A 19,762-nucleotide genomic window follows, 5' to 3' on the forward strand; every position below is an offset into this window, starting at 1 on the left:
TGGTTGGCGCAGGGCGCTCAACTACACCGGGGGGTGCCAGCCCTCCACGGGCGCCTCCACGGGCGCCCGCACGCCCTCGCCGGCGGCGTGCGCGGGCGGCGGCGCGGACTCCGCGGCGAAGGCCGTGTACGCGGCCGCCGCGCCGGCCAGCAGCAGCACCACGGCCAGCACCACGGCCAGCAGGCGGCGGCGCCGGACCAGCGCCTTGCGGCCCTTGCGGTGGCCCACCGCCGGGGCGGCCCCGCGCTGGGCGCGGGACTCGGCGGCGTACGAGGCCAGCTCCTGCGGGGTCGGGCGGCGCAGGCTGGTGTGGGTGTCGCGGGTCGAGTCCGGCAGCGGGGCGGGCACCAGCGGGACGGCCGGGCCGCGCCGGCGGCGGTGCGCGCCGGTGCCGGTGTCGGCCTCCGCGTAGACCGCCTCGCCCGGGGTCGGCACCTCCTCGACGGGCGGCCGGCCCTGCGCCGGGATCACCGCGAGCGCCGGCAGGCCGGCCAGCGCGGGCAGCTGCTCGCGCAGGCGCTCGGCCAGCTCGGCGGCGCGCAGCCGGGAGGCGGGCGCCTTGGCCAGGCACTCGGAGATGATCCGCCACAGGCCGTCCGGCAGCCCGGGGACGGGCGGCACGCTCTCGGTCACATGGCGGCGCAGCACGGCGCCGGTGTGGCCGCCGCCGAACGGTGTGGTGCCGGCCAGCAGCTCGTAGAGGACCGTGGCCAGGGCGTAGATGTCGACCGCCGCACGCGGCTCCAGGCCCTCGATGATCTCGGGGGCGAGGTAGTCGGGGGTGCCGATGATCCGGGTGGCCCTGGTCCGGCGCGGGGCGTCCACCAGCCGGGCGATGCCGAAGTCGGTGAGCTTGGCCCGGGGGGCGCCGGCGGGGCCGGCCGGGGCGGCCAGGTCGAGCAGGACGTTCTCCGGCTTGACGTCGCGGTGCACGATGCCGGCCGCGTGCGCGGCGGCCAGGCCGTCGGCCACGTCCGCGATCACCGAGGCCGCGGCGGCCGGGGTGAGCGCGCCCTCGCGCTCCAGCCGGGTGCGCAGATCGGTGCCCTGGACCAGCTCCATCACCAGCGCGAGGTCGTCGCCGTCCACCACCATGTCATGGACGCCGACCACCCGGGGGTGGTCGAGGCCGGTCAGGGCGGACCGCTCCTGGACGAAGCGGCCGACCAGCACCTGGTCGGATGCCAGGTCCTCCCGCAGCAGCTTGACTGCCACCGGTCCGTCCGGGCCTTCGCCGAGCCACACGGTCCCGGCGGAGCCTCGGCCGATCACCTGGTGGACGGTGTACCGGCTGCCGATCTTGCGTGCCAATGCTGCTCCGTGGGCTCGGTAGGTCGGTGCTCAGCGAACAACCTACGCGCCCCGGAGCCCTCCGAGGGCCGCCGAAGCGCTCCTGGCAGGCACTGGCGGGCGAGAAAATTTGTGAATTGTCGACATATCGTCAATCTCGCCCGCCGGCAGGGCGCGGGTCACTTCCCCAGCTTGCCCAACCAGTCCTGGACACCGGCGAACCAGTCCTGGACGTTGTGCCAGTAGTCCGGCAGCGGGGTGAAGTTCCACAGCGCCACCGCGGCCAGCCCCAGGATCAGCAGCACCATCAGGCAGCCCTTCAGGCAGCCGAGGCCGGGGATGTACATCTTGTTCCGGCTGCGCCGGCGCGGCTCGCGCTCGCGCGGGGGCTCGGGCTCGCGCTGCGGTGGGCGCTGCTGCTCCCGGCGCTGGGGCGGCTGGGGCTCGCGGTGCTGCGGCGCCGGCGGCTCCTGGCGGCGCTGGGGGGCCGCGGACGGCGGCGGGTACGCCTGGGGCGGCTGCTGACCCTGGTACCCCTGATAGCCCTGGCCCTGCTGCGGCTGCTGGTACTGCGGCGGCTGCTGGGGCTGCTGCTGCGGGCGGGGGGCCTGGTACGGCGGCGGCGCGACCGGCGGGCGCTGGGCGTAGCCCGGCTGGGGCTGCTGCCGGTACTGGCCCGGCTGCGGGGGTCGCTGCTGGGGCTGCTGGGGCTGCTGCCGGCCGTACGGGTCCGGCCCGGCCTGGTAGGGCCGCGGCGCCACCTGGGGGCGGCCGAGCTCCTCCTGGTCGAGGTAGCCCACCTCGGTCTGCTGGTTGCGGTCCCGGGCCGCGCGCAGCTGGGTCTGCCACGGGTGCGGGGTCTCGGGCGCACCGGCGGGCGGCGCGGCGGGGGCCGCCGGCCCGTTCTGCGGCACCGGCGGCATCATCCGGGTGCGGTCGGCCGCGCCGGCCGCCGCCGGCTGCCCCATCACCTGGGTCGCGGCCGCCGGGTCGAAGGCGTGCGAGGGCAGCACCTGGGTCGCGTCGGCGGCGCCGAACGGCGCGGCGACCGGGGCGGCGGGCGCGGCCCGGTCGGCGAACTGCGGGTCCGGCAGCAGCAGGGCCCCGACGGCGAGGGCCGCGTCCACGGCCGCCGGCGAGGCGTGCACGCCGACCCCGGCGGCGACCACCCGCAGCGCGTGCGCGAGCGAGGTGGCGGTCGGCCGGTCGGCCGGGTTCTTGCGCAGACAGCGCTCGATCACCGTCCAGAGCGGCTCGGGCACCGTGCGCGGGCGCTCCGGCTCCTGGGCCAGGTGCGCCTGCAGCACGGCCAGCGGGCCGTCGCCCTGGAACGGCGGGCGGCCGGTGAGCAGCTCGTAGAGCATGATCCCGGCGCCGTAGACGTCCACCGCGGAGGTCTGCGGGCGGCCCTCGGCGGACTCGGGGGCCACGTACGCGGGGGTGCCGACGAACTCGTGGGTGCGGGTGATGCCCGGGGAGTCGGCGAGCCGGGCGATGCCGAAGTCGGTCAGCATCGGGTGCATCTGCTCGACGCCGTCCTGGCGCACGGTGGCCAGCAGCACGTTGGCGGGCTTGAGGTCGCGGTGCACGATGCCGTCCGCGTGGCTGGCGGCCAGCGCGTCGGCGACCTGGGCCATCAGCAGGGAGCCGGCGATCGGGCTGAGCGGGCCGTTGCCGCGCAGGTAGTGGAACAGGTCCGGGCCGTCGACCAGGTCCATCACCAGGGCCAGCAGCTCGCCCTCGACCACCAGGTCCCGGACCTGGACGATGTTGGGGTGGCTGAGCCGGAGCAGGGCGGAGCGCTCGCGCAGGAAGCGCATCACGATGTCGGGGTCGGCGGCCAGCTCCTCGCGCAGCACCTTGACCGCGACGGCCTGGCCGGGCTGCAGACCGGGGACGGCGACGTCGTCCCGGACCCGGCCGCGCCAGACGGTGCCGGTCGCCCCGCGCCCGAGGCTCTCCTCAAGCAGATACTTGCTGCCGACTGGCCGCACCTGTGCTCCCGTTGTCGTCGCTCGCCCCCCGGCCGAGACGGGTTGGCGGACCCCTGATTTCGGCAACTCTAACGGTGTCCGTGCGGGTTTCCGAGTGGGCGGCGAGTGTCCTGATCCAAGTCGCCGGACGGCCTGGTGGGGCGGGGTTTGACCTGACGTACCGTCCGGCCCACCATGGCGATCATCGCAAGATCGTCAAATCCGGTACCGTGCGCGGACTGTCAGTCCCGGGTGGCAGGATGACACCACCACACTTGTGGCCCAATGCCCAATGCCCTCCCATACCGACCACCGCGCCCACTCACCGCGTCAGCACGAGCAGAGTCAGCACGAGCAGAAGGGACCACGGGCGAGATGCAGATCCGGCTGACCGTCCTACGACCGCGCAGCGGCCCGGCAGGCGCCGGAGTTGCCACCGATGTGCTGGTCACGGCTCCGGCCGGGACCACGCTGGGTGCCCTGGCGGGCGCCCTGGCAGGCGCGGCAGGTGTCAGAGGCCCGCGGTCCGCGACCCATGTGCACCTCTACGCCGGCGCACGCCGGATCGAGGAGCAGGCCCTGCTCGGCCACCCGCCGCTGGTCGACGGCACCGTCCTGTCGCTCGGCGAGCCCGATCCGGACGCGGACGGCGACGGGTCGCCCGCCGCCGCGGAGCTGCGCGTGATCGGCGGCCCGGACGCGGGCGGCGTGCACCGGCTGCACGGCGAGGAGATCCGGCTCGGCCGCTCCAGCGAGGCCGACGTGCCGCTGGACGACCCGGACGTCTCCCGGCTGCACCTCTCGCTGCACCTGGCCGCCGACGGCCGCGCCACCGTGCGCGACCTGGGCTCGACCAACGGCACCCGGCTGGACGGCTGGTACCTGCGCGGCGAGGCGGCCGAGCTGGCCGACGGCGGGCTGGTCCGGCTCGGCGAGTCCACCGTCCAGCTGACCCGCCCGGGCGGGTCCGAGCCGGCCGAGCAGCCCCGCCCGCTGGTGCCGGACGGCGAGGGCCACCTCGGCCTGGCCGCCCGCCCGCCGGCCCGGCCCGGCCCGGGCGCACCGGCACCGGCCCCCGCGGCCGAGCCGCCGAGCTCCGGCGGGCGGGCCCGCGCCCTGCTCTCCCGCCGCCGCGGCCGGGCCGCGGCCGAGCCCGACCGGGCCGATGCCGCCCAGCAGCACGCCGACGCGGTGAGCCGGCAGGCCCTCGCCCAGCGCGAGCGCTGGCCCGACCCGGCCGCCCTGCTGCTCACCGCCCTCGGTCCCGGGCCCCGGCTGTGGGAGCGGGCCCCCGGGCATCCGGACGCGCTCACCCTGCGGCTCGGCACCGCGGACCGGCCCGCGGGCCCCGGCACCGCCCCCGGCGCCGTCCTGCCCGCCGTGCCCGTCACGGTCGGCCTGCAGGCCGCCGGCAGCCTGGGCCTGGCCGGCCCCCGCCCCCGGCTGGCCGCGCTGGCCCGCGCCCTGGTGGCCCAGCTGGCCGCCCTGCACCCGCCGAGCGGGCTCAACCTGGTGCTGGTCGCGGCCGACGAGGAGGCCGCCGCCGAGTGGTCCTGGGCGCAGTGGCTGCCGCACCTGCGGCCGATGCACGGCCAGGCCTGCCGGCTGCTGGTCGGCGTCGGCCCCGAGCAGTCCGAGGCCCGGCTCACCGAGCTGGCGGCCGCCACCGCCCGGCCGCCCGCCACCGTCGTCCTGGTGGACGGTGACCCGGGCACCGCGGCCGGGCGCGACGCCCTGGCGCTGCTGCTGCGCCAGGGCCCGGCGCTCGGCGTCCACCCGCTCTGCCTGGCCGAGCGGGTGGACCAGCTGCCCGCCGGGATCGGCGCCACCGCCCGGATCACCGGAGAGGTCGGCACCCTGCTCACGGTCGACCGGCCCGCCCCCGAGGGCCGCGAGCTGGTCGAGGAGGTCGCGCTGGACGCGGTCTCGACCGTCTGGGCGGAGCGCCTGGCCCGGGTGCTGGCCCCGCTCCGGGAGGCCACGCCGGTCGCCCGCGGGCCGCTGCCCGCCTCGCTGCGCCTGCTCGACCTGCTCGGGCTGGACAGCGTCACCCCCGCCAAGGTCTCCGCCCGCTGGTCCGAGCTGCCGCTGTCGGCCGGTGCGGCCGGCGCGCTGCTGGGCACCGCGCGCGGCGGCGAGCCCTGCACCGTCGACCTCGCCGACCCGGAGCTGGCGGCCGCCGAGGCGGGCGGTCCGCACCTGCTGGTCGGCGGCGGCCCCGGGGCCGGCAAGACCGAGCTGCTGCGCACGCTGATCGCCTCGCTGGCCGTCGCCGAGCGGCCGGAGCGGCTCCAGCTGATGATCGTCGAGGGCCGGGCGGCGGGCTCCGGCGAGGACTTGGGGCTCGCCGGCTGCACCGAGCTGCCGCACGTGGTCGGCCACCTCAACGCGGCCGCAGATCCGCGGCAGGCCCTGCTCACCGCCGAGTCGCTGCTGGACGAGCTGACGCACCGCGCCGCCGTCCTCGGCGAGCTGGGCTTCGCCGCCTGGCACGCGGCCCGACCGTTCGCCCGGAGCCCGGCGCTGGTCACCAGCGGCGGCGCGGCCCCGGCCGGGGCCGGCGCCCGGGTGATCGAGCCGCGCCGGGCACCCGGCACCGCCCCGGCCGGCCCGGCCGCGGACGGGCCGCCGCCGGCCCGGCTGATAGTCGTGGTGGACGACTACGACGCGCTGCTCGCCCCGACCTCCCCGGCCGGCCGGCCGCTGGCCAGGGCGCTGGCCGAGGTGGCCGGGCGGGGCGGCCGGCTCGGCGTCCACCTGATCGCGGCCACCGGGGCGCCCGAGCTGACGGCCGGGACGGAGGTGGACGAGGCGGCCCTGCTGCGGATCGCCCTGCGCACCGACCAGCCCGCCGAGTCCGACCTGCTGATCGACCTGCCGGACGCGGCGGCGCTGCCGGAGGACACCCCGGGCCGGGGCTACCTGCGCCGCCCGGACGGCGGGGTGACGGCCTTCCAGACCGCCCGGGTGAGCGGCCGGATCCCCCGGACGGCCACCCTGCGGCCCACCGTGGTGGCGATCGACCAGGCCCAGCTGGGCGAGCCACCGACCCGCCGACCGGTCCGCGAGCTCGGCAACGGGCCGACCGACCTCGCGCTGCTGGCCAGCGCGCTGCAGCGGGCGGCGGCCTCCTAGGGCCGCGGCCCACCGCGGTGGACGCCGAAGGGGCGGGACCGGTCACCCGGTCCCGCCCCTTCGGCGTGCTGCTACCTGCTCAGCGCGCGGCCCGCAGCAGGGTGCGGATCACCCGCATCGCGACCGAGAGGCTGGACAGCTCGTAGTTGTCCGAACCCCTTATGTCGTCGAGGGTGGTCTTGGCCCGCGACAGCAGGGTGCTGTTGAGCTCGGCCCAGGCGCCGTAGCGCTCCTCCGGCGAGGAGCCCTCGGGGCCGCAGGCCAGGATGTCCGCGCTGAGCGCGGCGTGCGCGGCGAACAGGTCCTCGCGGATGGCCGCGCGGGCCATCGAGGACCACCGGTCGGTGCGCGGCAGCTCGATGATCCGGTCCAGCAGGTGGGTGATCTGCAGGCGGTCGGCCAGGTCGTAGTAGAGCTCGGCGACCTCCATCACGTCCGCGTCCGAGCGATCCGCCACCCCGACGATGTCCAGGGTCGGGAAGGCCGAGGACAGACCCGCCACCCGGGTGGCCAGCAGCTCGGGCACACCCGCCTCGGAGAGCTCCTGGTAGATCTTGTCGAACCAGGCCGCGTCCTCGCCGCGGAGCGGCTTGGGCAGGCTGTCCCAGACCTGGTTGACCCGGTCGTGGAAGAACTCGATGGTGCCGGCGATGTCCAGCGGCTGCCGGCGGTTGTTGAGCATCCACCGGGTGGCGCGCTCGACCAGGCGGCGCGAGTGCAGCCGCATCTTGGTCAGCATCTCGGCCGGGACCTGGTTGTCCAGCGCCTCGATCTGGTCCCAGATGTGCTCCAGGCCGAAGACCGCGCGGGCCGCCGCGTGGGTGCGGGCGATCTCCTCCATCGTCGCGCCGGTCTCCTCGCGGAGCCGGAAGGCGAAGGTGCAGCCACCGCGGTTGATCGTGTCGTTGACGATCAGGGTGGTGATGATCTCCCGGCGCAGCGGGTGGTTGTCGATCGCCTCGGCGAACCGGGCCCGCAGCGCGCTCGGGAAGTACTCGTGCAGCACGGTGCGGAAGTACGGGTCGTCGGGCAGCCCGGTGGCGAGCAGCTCGTCGGCCAGCGTGATCTTGGTGTAGGCGAGCAGCACCGACAGCTCGGGCTGGGAGAGCCCGCGGCCGCTCTGCTGGCGCTCGCGGATCTGCCGCTCGGTGGGCAGGAACTCCAGTGCCCGGTCGAGCTGCCCGGCCGACTCCAGCCGGTTGATCATGCGGGAGTGCACGTTGACCATCGAGACGGCCTGGGCGACGGCGTTGGCCAGCACCACGTTCTGCGCGTAGTTGTTGCGCAGCACCAGGTGGCCGACCTCGTCGGTCATCTCGGCGAGCAGGGCGTTGCGCTGCTTGACCGTCATGTCGCCGTCGGCGACCACCTGGTTGAGCAGGATCTTGATGTTGACCTCGTGGTCCGAGGTGTCCACACCGGCCGAGTTGTCGATCGCGTCGGTGTTGATCCAGCCGCCGGTGCCCTCCGGGCCGCCCACCGCGGCGTACTCGATCCGGCCGAGCTGGGTGCAGCCGAGGTTGCCGCCCTCGCCGACCACCTGGGCCCGGACCTGGCTGCCGTTGACCCGGATCGCGTCGTTGGCCTTGTCGCCGACCTCGGCGTTGGTCTCCGTGGAGGCCTTGATGTAGGTGCCGATGCCACCGTTCCAGAACAGGTCGACCGGCGCCTGCAGGATCGCCTTCATCAGCTCGGCCGGGGTGATCTTGGACGCCTCGATGCCGAGCCGCTCGCGGACCTGCGGGGAGAGCTGGATCGCCTTGGCGGAGCGCGAGAAGACGCCACCGCCGGCCGAGATCAGCGACTTGTCGTAGTCGTCCCAGGAGCTGCGCGGCAGGTCGAACAGCCTGCGGCGCTCGGCGAAGGAGACCGCGGCGTCCGGGTCGGGGTCGAGGAAGATGTGCCGGTGGTCGAAGGCGGCCACCAGCCGGATGTGCTCGCTGAGCAGCATGCCGTTGCCGAACACGTCACCGGACATGTCGCCGATGCCGACCACGCTGAAGTCCTCGGTCTGGGTGTCGTGGCCCAGCTCGCGGAAGTTGCGCTTGACCGACTCCCAGGCACCCCGGGCGGTGATGCCCATGCCCTTGTGGTCGTAGCCGGCCGAGCCGCCGGAGGCGAAGGCGTCGCCCAGCCAGAAGCCGTACGCCTCGGCGACGCCGTTGGCGATGTCCGAGAAGGTCGCGGTGCCCTTGTCGGCGGCGACCACCAAGTAGGTGTCGTCCTCGTCGTGGCGGACCACGTCGGCGGGGTGGACGACCTCGCCGGCCACCAGGTTGTCGGTGATGTCCAGCAGCGCCGAGATGAAGGTCTTGTACGAGGCGATGCCCTCGGCCAGCCAGGCGTCGCGGTCCACCGACGGGTCCGGCAGCTGCTTGGCGACGAAGCCGCCCTTGGCACCGACCGGGACGATCACGGTGTTCTTGACCATCTGGGCCTTGACCAGGCCGAGGATCTCCGTCCGGAAGTCCTCGCGCCGGTCGGACCAGCGCAGACCGCCGCGGGCGACCTTGCCGAAGCGCAGGTGGACGCCCTCGACCCGGGGCGAGTAGACCCAGATCTCGAAGGCGGGCCGCGGGGCCGGCAGGTCAGGGATGGCCTTCGGGTCGAACTTCATCGACACGTAGGAGTGCCACTGGCCGTCGGCCGCGTGCTGGAAGAAGTTGGTCCGCAGGGTGGCGTTGATCAGGTGCAGGAAGGAGCGCAGGATGCGGTCCTCGTCCAGCGAGACGACCTCGTCCAGGGCGCCGTTGAGCTCCTCGAAGATGCCCTCGGTGAGCTCCAGCGCGCCCGAGCGGTGGCTGGGGCTGAGGCGGGCCTCGAAGAGGTTGACCAGCAGCCGGGTGGTGTGGGTGTTGTTGCGGAGCGCGTCCTCCATGTAGTCCTGGGAGAAGGTGCTCCCGGCCTGCCGGAGGTACTTGGCGTACGCGCGCAGCACGACCGCCTGGCGCCAGGTCAGCCCGGCGGTCAGGACCAGCTCGTTGAAGCCGTCGTTCTCGGCCTTGCCCATCCAGGTGGCGGAGAAGGTCTCCTGGAAGCGCTCGCGGGCCTCGTCGGTCAGCTCGGTGGCCTCCCGGAGCTTCAGGCCGAAGTCGTACACCCACGCGGTGGTGCCGTCCGAGCGGCGCAGCGCGTACGGGTGCTCGTCGAGCACCTCGACGCCCAGGCGCTGGAGGACCGGGAGGACCTCGGTGAGCGAGATCGGGCCGCCGACCCGGTAGATCTTGAAGCGGCGCTCGTCGTCGCCGGCGCCGACCGGCTGGTAGAGGTTCAGCCGGAAGTCGCCCTCGCCGTGCAGCGACTCGATCTGCTTGAGGTCGGAGACGGCGGTGCGGGCGGTGAAGTCGGCCCGGTAGCCGTCGGGGAAGGCGTTGGCGTAGCGGTGGCCGAGCTCGGCGGCCCGCTCCTCGCCCAGCTCGGTGTGCAGCTGGTCGTGGAAGCTGTCCATCCAGAACCGGGCGGCCTCGGCCAGCTTGGCCTCGATCCGCTCGATCTCGGCGTCGCTGAGCTGCGGCAGCTCGGTGCCGGCCGCGACCCGGACCACGAAGTGCAGGCGGGTCAGCACCGACTCGGTGGCGTGCACCGTGTAGTCGATCGTCTCACCGCCCAGCTCCTCCATGAGGATCTCCATCAGGCGCAGCCGGATCCGCGTGGTGTAGCGGTCCCGCGGCAGGTAGACGAAGGCCGAGTAGTAGCGGCCGTAGTCGTCCTGGCGCAGGAACAGCCGCAGCCGGCGGCGCTCCTGCAGGTAGAGCACGCTGGTGGCGATGGAGAGCAGCTCGGCGGCGGCGGTCTGGAAGATCTCGTCCCGGGGGAAGGTCTCCATGATCTGCAGCAGGTCGCGGCCGTCGTGGCTGTCGCCGGAGAAGCCGGAGTCGGCCAGGACTTCCTGCACCTTGCGGCGGACCACCGGGATCCGGGTGACGGACTCGGTGTACGCGGCGGAGGAGAACAGGCCGAGGAAGCGGCGCTCGCCGATCACCTCGCCGTTGGCGTCGAACTTCTTCACGCCGACGTAGTCGAGGTAGGCCGGGCGGTGCACGGTGGCGCGGCTGTTCGCCTTGGTGAGGACCAGCAGCTTCTTCTCGTGCGCCTTGGCCCGGACCGGGGCGGACAGCCGGCCGAAGGCCTCGCTGACCGGGTGGTGGTCGGTGTCGACGCTGATCGGGTCGGAGCGCAGCACGCCGAGCCCGGTGCCGGGGACGGCCCGCAGCACCTCCTCGCCGCGGTGCTCGGCCAGGTCGTACTCGCGGTAGCCGAGGAAGGTGAAGTGGTCGTCGGCCAGCCAGCGCATCAGCTCCCAGGCCTCGGCCACCTCCTGCTCGGCCAGGTGCGCCGGGGGCTCCTCGGCCAGCTCGTCGGCCAGCCGGAGCGCGGAGTCGCGCATCTTGGTCCAGTCCTCGACGACCTCGCGGACGTCGCCCAGGATCCGGCGCAGGTTGGTCTCGATGGCGCGGAGGTCGTCGCGGTCGGTCTCGCGGTCGATCTCGATGTGCATCCAGGACTCGACCACCGCGTCGGCGGGCCACTCGGTACCGGCGGCCTGGCTGCGCGAGCAGGCGTCGATGTCCAGGATCTCCAGCAGCTTGCCGGTGATGTCACGGCGGACGGCCAGCTGGGGGTGGATGACGACGTGGATGCCGCGGTCCTCGCGGGTCAGCTCGTTGGTGACCGAGTCGACCAGGAAGGACATGTCATCGGTGACCACCTCGACCACGGTGTGGCCGCAGGACCAGCCGTTCTCCTCCACGGTCGGGGTGTAGACCCGGACCTCGGCGGTGCCCTGGGGGCGCTTGAGCCCCAGCCGGTAGTGGGAGGCCGCCGCGCCGTACACGTCGACCGGGTCGCGGTCGACCAGGTCCTCGGGAGCGGTGTGGAGGTAGTAGTGGTGCAGGTATGCGGCCAGAGCGCCGTTGCTCAGGCCCTCCCCTGGCGCCGCTCCCCCCACCTGGCTGTTCTCAGCGGCTGCTGCTGCCTTGGTGAGCAGTTCGGCCTTGGCTGCGTCCAGCTTGGTCTGCATGGCTGTTTGGCTCCTGTCGCGCGCCGTTGCGTGACTCGGTGGTGGCTGGGTGTACACCGCCGGGTCCGTCCGCAATCCTCTCGCATGATCCTGATGAAAACCGCCCATGCCACGCATGAACGGCACTACATCTGGGTACGACAGGACGTTTGGCCTGCGACTATCCGGCGACGCCAGTCAGCCTAACCTGATGAAACGAAGGTGTCAGGGGACAGGGAGGAGCAATCCTGTAGGGAGATCGTTCCTTCCTGGACACCATGTCCAATCGGCACGATCGGACTGTCAGCGGCTGCCGGATTGATCGCCATCCTGCACCCCTCAGCCCATGTGCGGGTAGCGGTGGTCGGTCGCCGGGACGAACGTCTCCTTGATCGATCTGGCCGAGGTCCAGCGCAGCAGGTTCTGGGCCGCGCCCGCCTTGTCGTTGGTGCCCGAGGCGCGGCCGCCGCCGAACGGCTGCTGGCCGACCACCGCGCCGGTCGGCTTGTCGTTGATGTAGAAGTTGCCGGCGCTGAACCGCAGCCGCTCCACCGCCTGGGCGATCGCGTACCGATCCTGCGCGATCACCGCCCCGGTCAGCCCGTACGGCGCCCCGCCGTCCACCCGGTCCAGCACCTCCGGCCAGCGGGCGTCCTCGTAGAGCTGGACGGACAGGATCGGGCCGAAGTACTCGGTCCGGAAGATCTCGTCGCGCGGGTCGGTACCGACCAGCACGGTGGGCCGCACGAAGTAGCCGATGGCGTCGTCGTACTCGCCGCCCGCCACCAGCTCCACGGTCGGATCCTGCCGGGCGCGGTCGATCGCGGTCCGGTTCCTCGCGTAGGCCCGGGCGTCGATCAGGGCGCCCATGAAGTTGCTCAGGTCGGTGACGTCTCCGACGGTGAGCGCGTCGACCTCGGCCAGGAACTCGTCCTTGATCCGCTGCCACAGTCCGCGCGGCAGGTAGGCGCGGGAGAGCGCGGAGCACTTCTGCCCCTGGTACTCGAACGCGCCCCGGAGCAGCGCCGTGCGCAGGATGCCGGGGTCGGCCGAGGGGTGGGCGACCAGGAAGTCCTTGCCGCCGGTCTCCCCGACGATCCGCGGATAGGTCCGGTACGAGCCGAGGTTGGCGCCGATCGTCTTCCAGAGCAACTGGAAGGTCTTGGCCGATCCGGTGAAGTGCAGGCCGGCCAGTGCCGGATTGGCCAACGCGACCTGGGAGAGCGCGTGGCCGTCACCGGTCACCAGGTTGATCACCCCGGGCGGCAGGCCGGCCGCCTCCAGCAGCCGCATCAGGTGGTGCGCGGCGAGGGTCTGGGTCGGCGACGGCTTCCAGACCACGGTGTTGCCCATCAGCGCCGGCGCGGTGGGCAGGTTCCCCGCGATGGCGGTGAAGTTGAAGGGGGTCACGGCGTAGACGAAGCCCTCCAGCGGCCGGTGGTCGGTCCGGTTCCACACCCCGGGCGAGGACTGCGGCTGGTCGGCCAGGATCTGCCGGGCGAAGTGCACGTTGAAGCGCCAGAAGTCGACCAGCTCGCAGGGTGCGTCGATCTCCGCCTGCTGGACGGTCTTGGACTGGCCGAGCATGGTCGCCGCCGCGACCGTCTCCCGCCACGGCCCGGCCAGCAGGTCGGCGGCGCGCAGGAAGACCGCCGCCCGGTCGTCGAAGGAGAGCGAGCGCCACTCGGCCCCGGCCGCCAGCGCGGCGTCCACGGCCAGCTGCGCGTCCTGGTGGGTGGCATTGCCGAGCACCCCCAGCCGGGCCGCGTGGTGGTGCGGCTGGACCACCTCGATCCGCTCCCCGCCGCCGAACCGCAGCTCGCCCGCGATGGTCATCGGCAGCGGGATCTGCTCGGCGGCCAGCTCGTCCAGCTTCCGCTCCAGCCGCTCCCGCTCGGGGCTGCCCGGCGCGTATCCGTGCACCGGCTCGTTGACGGGGATCGGGACCTGGGTCACTGCGTCGATCGGCACGGTAGCTCCACGGAAGTCCGGACGGCCGGCGCCGGGCCGGCGCTGACTGGCGTCGGTCCAGACTGACCAACCGGCCGCCGATCCGGCCGGGGCGACACGCCCGCGCGGTGATCTCCCGGGCGCTGCGCTCAGGCGGCCAGTTCCGCCGCCAGCTCGACCGCCTCCGCGAGGCTGTCCACCACCGGGACGCCGGCCACCTCCAGCTTCGCCCTGGTGTGCGAGCCGCCGGTGTAGAGCACCGCGTGCAGCCCCGAGGCGAGCGCCGCCCGCGCGTCGTCCACCGCGTCGCCGATCAGCACCGTGCGCCCCGGCTCCACCTCGGCGCCGAGCGCCGCCAGGTGCCGGGCCAGGTGACCCGCCTTGCGGCCGCCCGAGGCACCGGTCCGGCCGTCCACCCGGAGGAACTCGTCCAGCAGCCCGAAGGTGCGCACCACCGGCAGCAGCCGGTCGTGCTCGTACATCGACAGCAGCGACTGGCTCCGGCCCGTGGCCCGCCAGCCGCTCAGCAGCTCCGGCACACCGGTGGTCAGCCCGCAGGCGCGGCTCAGCTCCGCGTACCGGAGGTGGAAGACGTCGTCCAGCGCCTCCCACTCGGCCTGGCTCGGGTCGCGGCCGAGCAGGCGCCGGTAGAAGCGCGGGATCGGGATCTCGTACATCTCGCGGTACTGCTCGAGGCTGAGCGGCGCGATGCCGATGGTCTCGAAGGCCGCGTTGCTCGCGCCGAGCACCGCGTCCATGTCGTGGAAGAGCGTGCCGTTCCAGTCCCAGACGATATGAGTGCGCACGTCGGCAACCGTACCGGGCACCGCCGACAGTCAGGCCAGCAGGCCGGGGATCTCCTGGGTCGCGAACCAGAGCAGCTCGTGGTCCTCGGCGCCGCCCACGGTGAACTGCGCGTCCGAGTCGCCCTTGTCCGCCGCCGCGATCGCCAGCGCCGCGGCCGCCACGTCCGCCGCCACCTCCTCGTCGGCCACGTCCGCGTGCACCGCGGCGGCCTTCGCCAGCGGGATCGGGCCGGTCAGCACCACCCGGCCCAGCGAACCCTGGTCCTCGTACTCGTCGCCCGGGTACGGGGAGACCGCCGAGTCGGCGACCTCGACCGCCACGACCACCCGGCGCCGGGGCGCCGCGGCGTCCTCGGCGAGCAGGCGCAGCGAGCACTCGGCGGCCCGGTTGAGCGCGGCGTACTCCAGCTCCTCCAGGTCGTCGCTGACGTACCACTCGCGCAGCGCGGGGGTCACCGCGTAGGCCACGCCCTGGTCCAGCGCGCCCCCCGGGTGCACCGCGGCCAGACCCTTCAACGTGGTGGGCACGTACACGCGCATCGGGAGCACCTTCCTCGATCAGTCGCGGCCAGCACACCGCGTCCCCAAGAATACGGCCCGGGTGATCACCCTGGCGCCGCTTGCGCCCGCCGCGCGTGGGGCGGCCGGCCGGCCCGGTCAGCCGGCCGGCGCGGCGAGGGCGGCGAGGGCGGCCCGGCTGGTGCGCAGCGCCGATTCCAGCACCGGGCCGCGCCGGGACGGGTCCATCATGTTCGGCCCCATCACCGCGAGGTCCGCCTGGGTCGGCGCCAGCAGCTGCACCCGGGTGCCCACCGCCCGCAGCTGCCGCACCTCGCGCAGCAATTGCCGGGTGACCGCGCGCCGGTAGCGGCTGAGCAGCTGGGCCAGCACCCCGCGCGGCCGGTCGCGCTCGCGCCACTCGCGCAGCGCGGCGACGGTGCCGCGGCCCGGCTCGGCGCGGCCGGCGGGGTGCAGTCGCACGCCCATCGGCGCCAGCACGTACACCTCGTCCAGCCCGCGGCCGGCCATCAGGTCCGCGTTGGTCGCCGACCAGCAGCCGCCGTCCACGTACCGGCCGCCGGCCACCTCCACCGGCGCGAACCAGCCGGGGATCGCGCAGGAGGCCATCACCGCCTCGGCCACCCCGGCCACCGGCGCGTCCGGATCGCCGAAGGCCACCCGGTGCCCGGACCGGTAGTCCACGGCGGCCACCCGCAGCCCGCTGCCGGCCGGCCAGTCGCCGTCCCCGAGCAGCTCCCGGACCAGGTCGCCGATCGGCGCGACCGAGCCCCGGCCGGGCGGCACGGCGGCCGAGACCATGGTCAGGAACGGATAGTCCCGCGGGTGGCGCACAACGTCGCGCAGCAGGCCCGGCGACCCGATGCCGGCCTGCGGACGCGGCGGGAGCGCCCCGCCGACCACGGTGTCGTAGTCGAAGTCGATCCCCACCAGCGGCCCGGCGGTGACCGGCCGGCCGAGCTGGTGGTCGCGCAGCTCCGCGGGCTGCACCCCGGCCGCCAGCAGGGCGCTCAGCAGCGCGCCGGCCGAGGTGCCGAGCAGGACCTCGGCGCTGCCCGGCCGCCAGCCGGTGATCTCCTCGACCGCGCACAGCGCCCCGACCGTCCAGGCCGCCCCGAGCATCCCGCCGCCGCCCAGCACCAGGCCGCGCCGCGGCCCGTCCCCGGCCCGGCCGCCCCCCGCACGCTCGGCGGCCGGCCCGCTCCGGGCCGGCCGGTCGTCTCCGGTAGACACCTGGGTCACGCCGCACCGCCCGCCTCGTCGCCGATTCCGCTCCCCCCGATACTGCGCCCTACCTGCCGGTAGTCCCGGCAGGGCAACGCCCGTTCGCACCCGTCACCCGTACCCCTTCGGGCCATCCGGGCCGGCCAGGGCGACGACCGGGCCCGGGCCGGCCCGGATGGCCCGAGGCCCGCGCCAGCACCGGCCTCACTCGGATAGGTGACACCGAGGCGGGCACCGACCGCGCGCGCCGGGCGCTTGCCGCCCCGTCCCGCGCCTCGGTACCAAGGGACCCGCCGCCACATCCCCGGGAGGTCCGCCGTGCTCGAAGCCACCACCCTCACCGCCGCCGCGCCGGAAGCCGGGCCGAACGCACCGGTCGACGCGCCGGTCGACGCGCCGATCGACACACCGGTCGACCCGCTCCGGCCCGCGTCGCCCCGCGTCCACCCGCTGGTGCCCTCGCCCGGGCGGCACCGCCCGCGCCGCCCCGTCCGCCACCCGCATCCGGTCACCGCACCCGCCGCCTCACCCACGGCCCTGCACGCCCGCACGGCGCCCGCCCGCGCCCCGCGCCACCCGCGGACAGCGTGTGCCCCGGCGCGCGGGGCCGGGCAGGGCGAGCTGGCGACCCGCTTCGCGCACCGCCTGGTCGAGGTGCTCACCGGGGTCCGTCCGGTCGGCCAGCTCCAGCGCCACACCACGCTGCGCGGCTACCAGCAGATCGTCGCCCTGGTCCGCAGCGGCCCGCTGCGCCCGCACGGCCGGCCCCCGCGGACCAGGCTGGGCCGGGTCTACGACTCCGCACCGGGCACCGGGGCGCTGGAGGTCTGCGTCCGGGTGGAGTTCGGCCCGCGCCACCACATGGTCGCCTTCCGCCTGGAGCAGCACCGCCAGACCCTGCAGTGGCAGTGCGCCGCCGTGGAGGCCCGCTGAACGGCCGCCCCGGTACGCGCCAGGGCGCCGCCCCCGCGACAGCGGGAACGGCGCCCTGGTGACAGCGTGCGCCGGGCCGGTCAGACCTTGCGGCGACGGCCGCCCTTGGCCGACTTGGCGGCCTTGCGGCGCTCGGCGCGGGTCAGCCCGTCGCCGTCGTCCGGCACGGCGTCCTCGAAGTCGCCCTCGACCACGCCGCCGCCGATCTGGTCCGAGGGGGCGACGTAGTGCAGCTTCTTGCGCTGCGGCGCCTCCAGGCCCTTGGCCTTGATCTCCGGGCGGGCGTCCTTCTCCAGCGAGAGCGGGGCGTCCGAGTCCGAGTCCGCGACCGGCACCTCCTCGACCTGCTGCTCGACCTGGACCTCCAGGTTGAACAGGTAGCCGATGGACTCCTCCTTGATGCCCTCCATCATGGCGGAGAACAGGTCGAAGCCCTCGCGCTGGTACTCGACCAGCGGGTCGCGCTGGGCGTAGGCCCGCAGCGCGATGCCCTCCTGCAGGTAGTCCATCTCGTACAGGTGCTCGCGCCAGCGGCGGTCCAGCACCGAGAGCACCACGCGGCGCTCCAGCTCGCGCATGATCTGCTCGCCGAGCTGGTCCTCGCGGGCGCCGTACTGGGACTGGACGTCCTCCTGGAGCACCTTGGTCAGGTAGTCCGGGGTCAGCGCGGCCGGGCCGCCGGCCTCCTCCTCCAGCTCCTCCAGGTCGAGGGTGACCGGGTAGAGCTGCTTGAGGGCCGTCCAGAGCTTGTCCAGGTCCCAGTCGTCCTCGAAGCCCTCACCGGTCGCGGCGGCGACGTAGGCCGCCACCGTGTCGTCCATGAAGTGGCCGATCTGCTCCTGCAGGTCCTCGCCCTCCAGGACCCGGCGGCGCTCGGTGTAGATGACCTCGCGCTGGCGGTTGAGCACCTCGTCGTACTTGAGGACGTTCTTGCGGATCTCGAAGTTCTGCTGCTCGACCTGGGTCTGCGCGGAGGCGATCGCCCGGGTGACCATCTTCGACTCGATCGGCACGTCCTCCGGGACGTTCGCCATCGACAGCACGCGCTCGACCATGCCGGCCTTGAACAGCCGCATCAGGTCGTCGCCGAGCGACAGGTAGAACCGGGACTCGCCCGGGTCGCCCTGCCGGCCGGAGCGGCCGCGCAGCTGGTTGTCGATCCGGCGGGACTCGTGCCGCTCGGTGCCGAGGACGTAGAGGCCGCCGGCCTCCTGGACCTCCGCCTCCTCGACCTTGACGGCCTCCTTGGCCTTCTCCAGCGCGCTCGGGTAGGCCGCCGCGTACTCCTCCGGCGTGTCCTCCTCGTTCAGCCCGCGCTGGGCCAGCTCGGCCGCGGCCAGGTACTCGGGGTTGCCGCCGAGCTTGATGTCGGTACCGCGGCCGGCCATGTTGGTGGCCACGGTGACCGCGCCCTTGCGACCGGCCTGCGCGACGATCTGCGCCTCGCGCTCGTGGTGCTTGGCGTTCAGCACCTCGTGCGGGACACCGCGCTTGCGCAGCTCCTGGGACAGGTACTCGGACTTCTCCACCGACACGGTGCCGACCAGCACCGGCTGGCCCTTCTCGTGCCGCTCCGCGATGTCCTCGACCACGGCGGCGAACTTGGCCGGCTCCGACTTGTAGATCAGGTCGGGCTGGTCGATCCGCAGCGGGTTCTTGTTGGTCGGGATCGGCACCACGCCGAGCTTGTAGATCTGGTGGAACTCGGCGGCCTCGGTGGTACCGGTACCGGTCATGCCCGACAGCTTGTCGTACAGGCGGAAGAAGTTCTGCAGGGTGATGGTGGCCAGCGTCTGGTTCTCGTTCTGGACCTCCACCCCCTCCTTCGCCTCGATCGCCTGGTGCATGCCCTCGTTGTACCGGCGGCCGGCCAGCATGCGGCCGGTGTGCTCGTCCACGATCATGACTTCGCCGTTCATGACGACGTAGTCCTTGTCGTTCTTGTAGAGCTCCTTGGCCTTGATGGCGTTGTTGAGGAAGCCCACCAGCGGGGTGTTCACCGACTCGTAGAGGTTGTCGATGCCCAGGTAGTCCTCGACCCGGGTGACACCCTCCTCCAGCACGCCGACGGTGCGCTTCTTCTCGTCCACCTCGTAGTCGCGGTCGCGCTTGAGGCGCTGGACCAGCTTGGCGAAGTCGCTGTACCACTTGGTGGCCTGGTCCGCCGGACCGGAGATGATCAGCGGCGTACGGGCCTCGTCGATCAGGATCGAGTCGACCTCGTCGACGATCGCGAAGTTGTGGCCGCGCTGCACCAATTCGTCCTGCGACCAGGCCATGTTGTCGCGCAGGTAGTCGAAGCCGAACTCGTTGTTGGTGCCGTACGTGATGTCCATCCCGTACTGACGCTGGCGCTCGGCCGGCGACATGTTGGCGAGGATCACGCCGACCTCGAGGCCGAGGAAGCGGTGCACCCGGCCCATCCACTCCGAGTCACGCTCGGCGAGGTAGTCGTTGACCGTGATCAGGTGCACGCCCTTGCCGGTCAGCGCGTTGAGGTACGCCGGCAGGGTGCCCACCAGGGTCTTGCCCTCACCGGTGCGCATCTCCGCGACGTGGCCGAAGTGCAGCGCCGCGCCACCCATCAGCTGGACGTCGTAGTGGCGCTGCCCGAGCACCCGCTTGGACGCCTCGCGGACGGTGGCGAACGCCTCCGGCAGGAGGTCGTCCAGCGACTCGCCGTCCGCCAGCCGGGACTTGTACTCGTCGGTCAGTGCCCGCAGTTCGTCGTCGGTGAGGTTGACGAAGTCCTCTTCGATCGAGTTGACCTGGGCAGCAATCCGCTGCAGCTTGCGAAGGGTCTTACCTTCGCCTGCGCGCAGGATCTTGTCGAAGACGGACACTTGGGCGGGCTCCTTGCCTGGATCGGCTCTGGACTACAGCACGGCGAGACCTACCCCACCGTACGGTCATCGTATGCGAGGAGGACAAGC

The 19,762-nt window shown here is 73.7% G+C and carries 10 protein-coding genes; 2 read left to right on the forward strand and 8 right to left on the reverse strand.

Annotation, left to right across the window (positions count from 1 at the left end):
- Positions 1 to 21: 21 nt before the first annotated feature.
- Together AB0K43_RS15880 and AB0K43_RS15885 are read right to left on the reverse strand one after the other, a co-directional pair.
- Entirely contained in the window at positions 22 to 1,311 is a 1,290-nt protein-coding gene (locus AB0K43_RS15880; RefSeq protein WP_363639919.1) for a serine/threonine-protein kinase, read from the reverse strand.
- Positions 1,312 to 1,469: 158 nt separating this feature from the next.
- Positions 1,470 to 3,284, reverse strand: a complete 1,815-nt coding sequence (locus AB0K43_RS15885) for a serine/threonine-protein kinase (protein ID WP_363639921.1) — start codon at positions 3,282 to 3,284, stop codon at positions 1,470 to 1,472.
- A gap of 354 nt (positions 3,285 to 3,638) precedes the next feature.
- Between AB0K43_RS15885 and AB0K43_RS15890 the strand changes: the two genes are divergently transcribed.
- A complete protein-coding gene (locus AB0K43_RS15890) occupies positions 3,639 to 6,398 on the forward strand; it encodes an FtsK/SpoIIIE domain-containing protein (protein ID WP_363639923.1) in 2,760 nt (919 codons plus the stop codon).
- A gap of 79 nt (positions 6,399 to 6,477) precedes the next feature.
- Here AB0K43_RS15890 and AB0K43_RS15895 read toward each other — a convergent pair whose 3' ends face one another.
- From AB0K43_RS15895 to AB0K43_RS15915, 5 genes are all read right to left on the reverse strand, one after another.
- Positions 6,478 to 11,418, reverse strand: coding sequence for an NAD-glutamate dehydrogenase (locus tag AB0K43_RS15895; RefSeq protein ID WP_363639925.1), 4,941 nt, complete (start codon positions 11,416 to 11,418; stop codon positions 6,478 to 6,480).
- 318 nt (positions 11,419 to 11,736) lie between these two features.
- Positions 11,737 to 13,362: an L-glutamate gamma-semialdehyde dehydrogenase gene (pruA, locus tag AB0K43_RS15900; protein ID WP_363639980.1), complete on the reverse strand. Its 1,626-nt coding sequence runs from the start codon at positions 13,360 to 13,362 to the stop codon at positions 11,737 to 11,739.
- A 134-nt stretch (positions 13,363 to 13,496) separates the two neighbouring features.
- Entirely contained in the window at positions 13,497 to 14,153 is a 657-nt protein-coding gene (locus AB0K43_RS15905; RefSeq protein ID WP_363639927.1) for an HAD family hydrolase, read from the reverse strand.
- A gap of 30 nt (positions 14,154 to 14,183) precedes the next feature.
- Complete coding sequence (locus tag AB0K43_RS15910) at positions 14,184 to 14,693, reverse strand: hypothetical protein (RefSeq protein ID WP_363639929.1); 510 nt, start codon at positions 14,691 to 14,693, stop codon at positions 14,184 to 14,186.
- A 117-nt stretch (positions 14,694 to 14,810) separates the two neighbouring features.
- Complete coding sequence (locus AB0K43_RS15915) at positions 14,811 to 15,905, reverse strand: patatin-like phospholipase family protein (RefSeq protein WP_363639931.1); 1,095 nt, start codon at positions 15,903 to 15,905, stop codon at positions 14,811 to 14,813.
- A gap of 309 nt (positions 15,906 to 16,214) precedes the next feature.
- Here AB0K43_RS15915 and AB0K43_RS15920 point away from each other — a divergent pair, with 309 nt between their 5' ends.
- Positions 16,215 to 16,829, forward strand: a complete 615-nt coding sequence (locus AB0K43_RS15920) for an Rv3235 family protein (protein ID WP_363639933.1) — start codon at positions 16,215 to 16,217, stop codon at positions 16,827 to 16,829.
- Positions 16,830 to 16,909: 80 nt separating this feature from the next.
- Here AB0K43_RS15920 and secA read toward each other — a convergent pair whose 3' ends face one another.
- On the reverse strand, positions 16,910 to 19,672 hold the full coding sequence (secA, locus tag AB0K43_RS15925) for a preprotein translocase subunit SecA (protein WP_363639935.1): 2,763 nt from the start codon (positions 19,670 to 19,672) through the stop codon (positions 16,910 to 16,912).
- Positions 19,673 to 19,762: the final 90 nt, after the last annotated feature.

Origin of the sequence: Kitasatospora sp. NPDC049258, from assembly GCF_040678895.1 — a bacterium.
Classification (GTDB): Bacteria; Actinomycetota; Actinomycetes; order Streptomycetales; family Streptomycetaceae; genus Kitasatospora.

What these genes read in the sequence shown, in the direction of transcription:
- AB0K43_RS15890 (WP_363639923.1), top strand. Translation starts at nt 3,639, where the DNA reads ATGCAGATCCGGCTGACCGTCCTACGACCGCGCAGCGGCCCGGCAGGC.
- AB0K43_RS15895 (WP_363639925.1), bottom strand. Translation starts at nt 11,418, where the DNA reads ATGCAGACCAAGCTGGACGCAGCCAAGGCCGAACTGCTCACCAAGGCA.
- AB0K43_RS15910 (WP_363639929.1), bottom strand. Translation starts at nt 14,693, where the DNA reads ATGCGCGTGTACGTGCCCACCACGTTGAAGGGTCTGGCCGCGGTGCAC.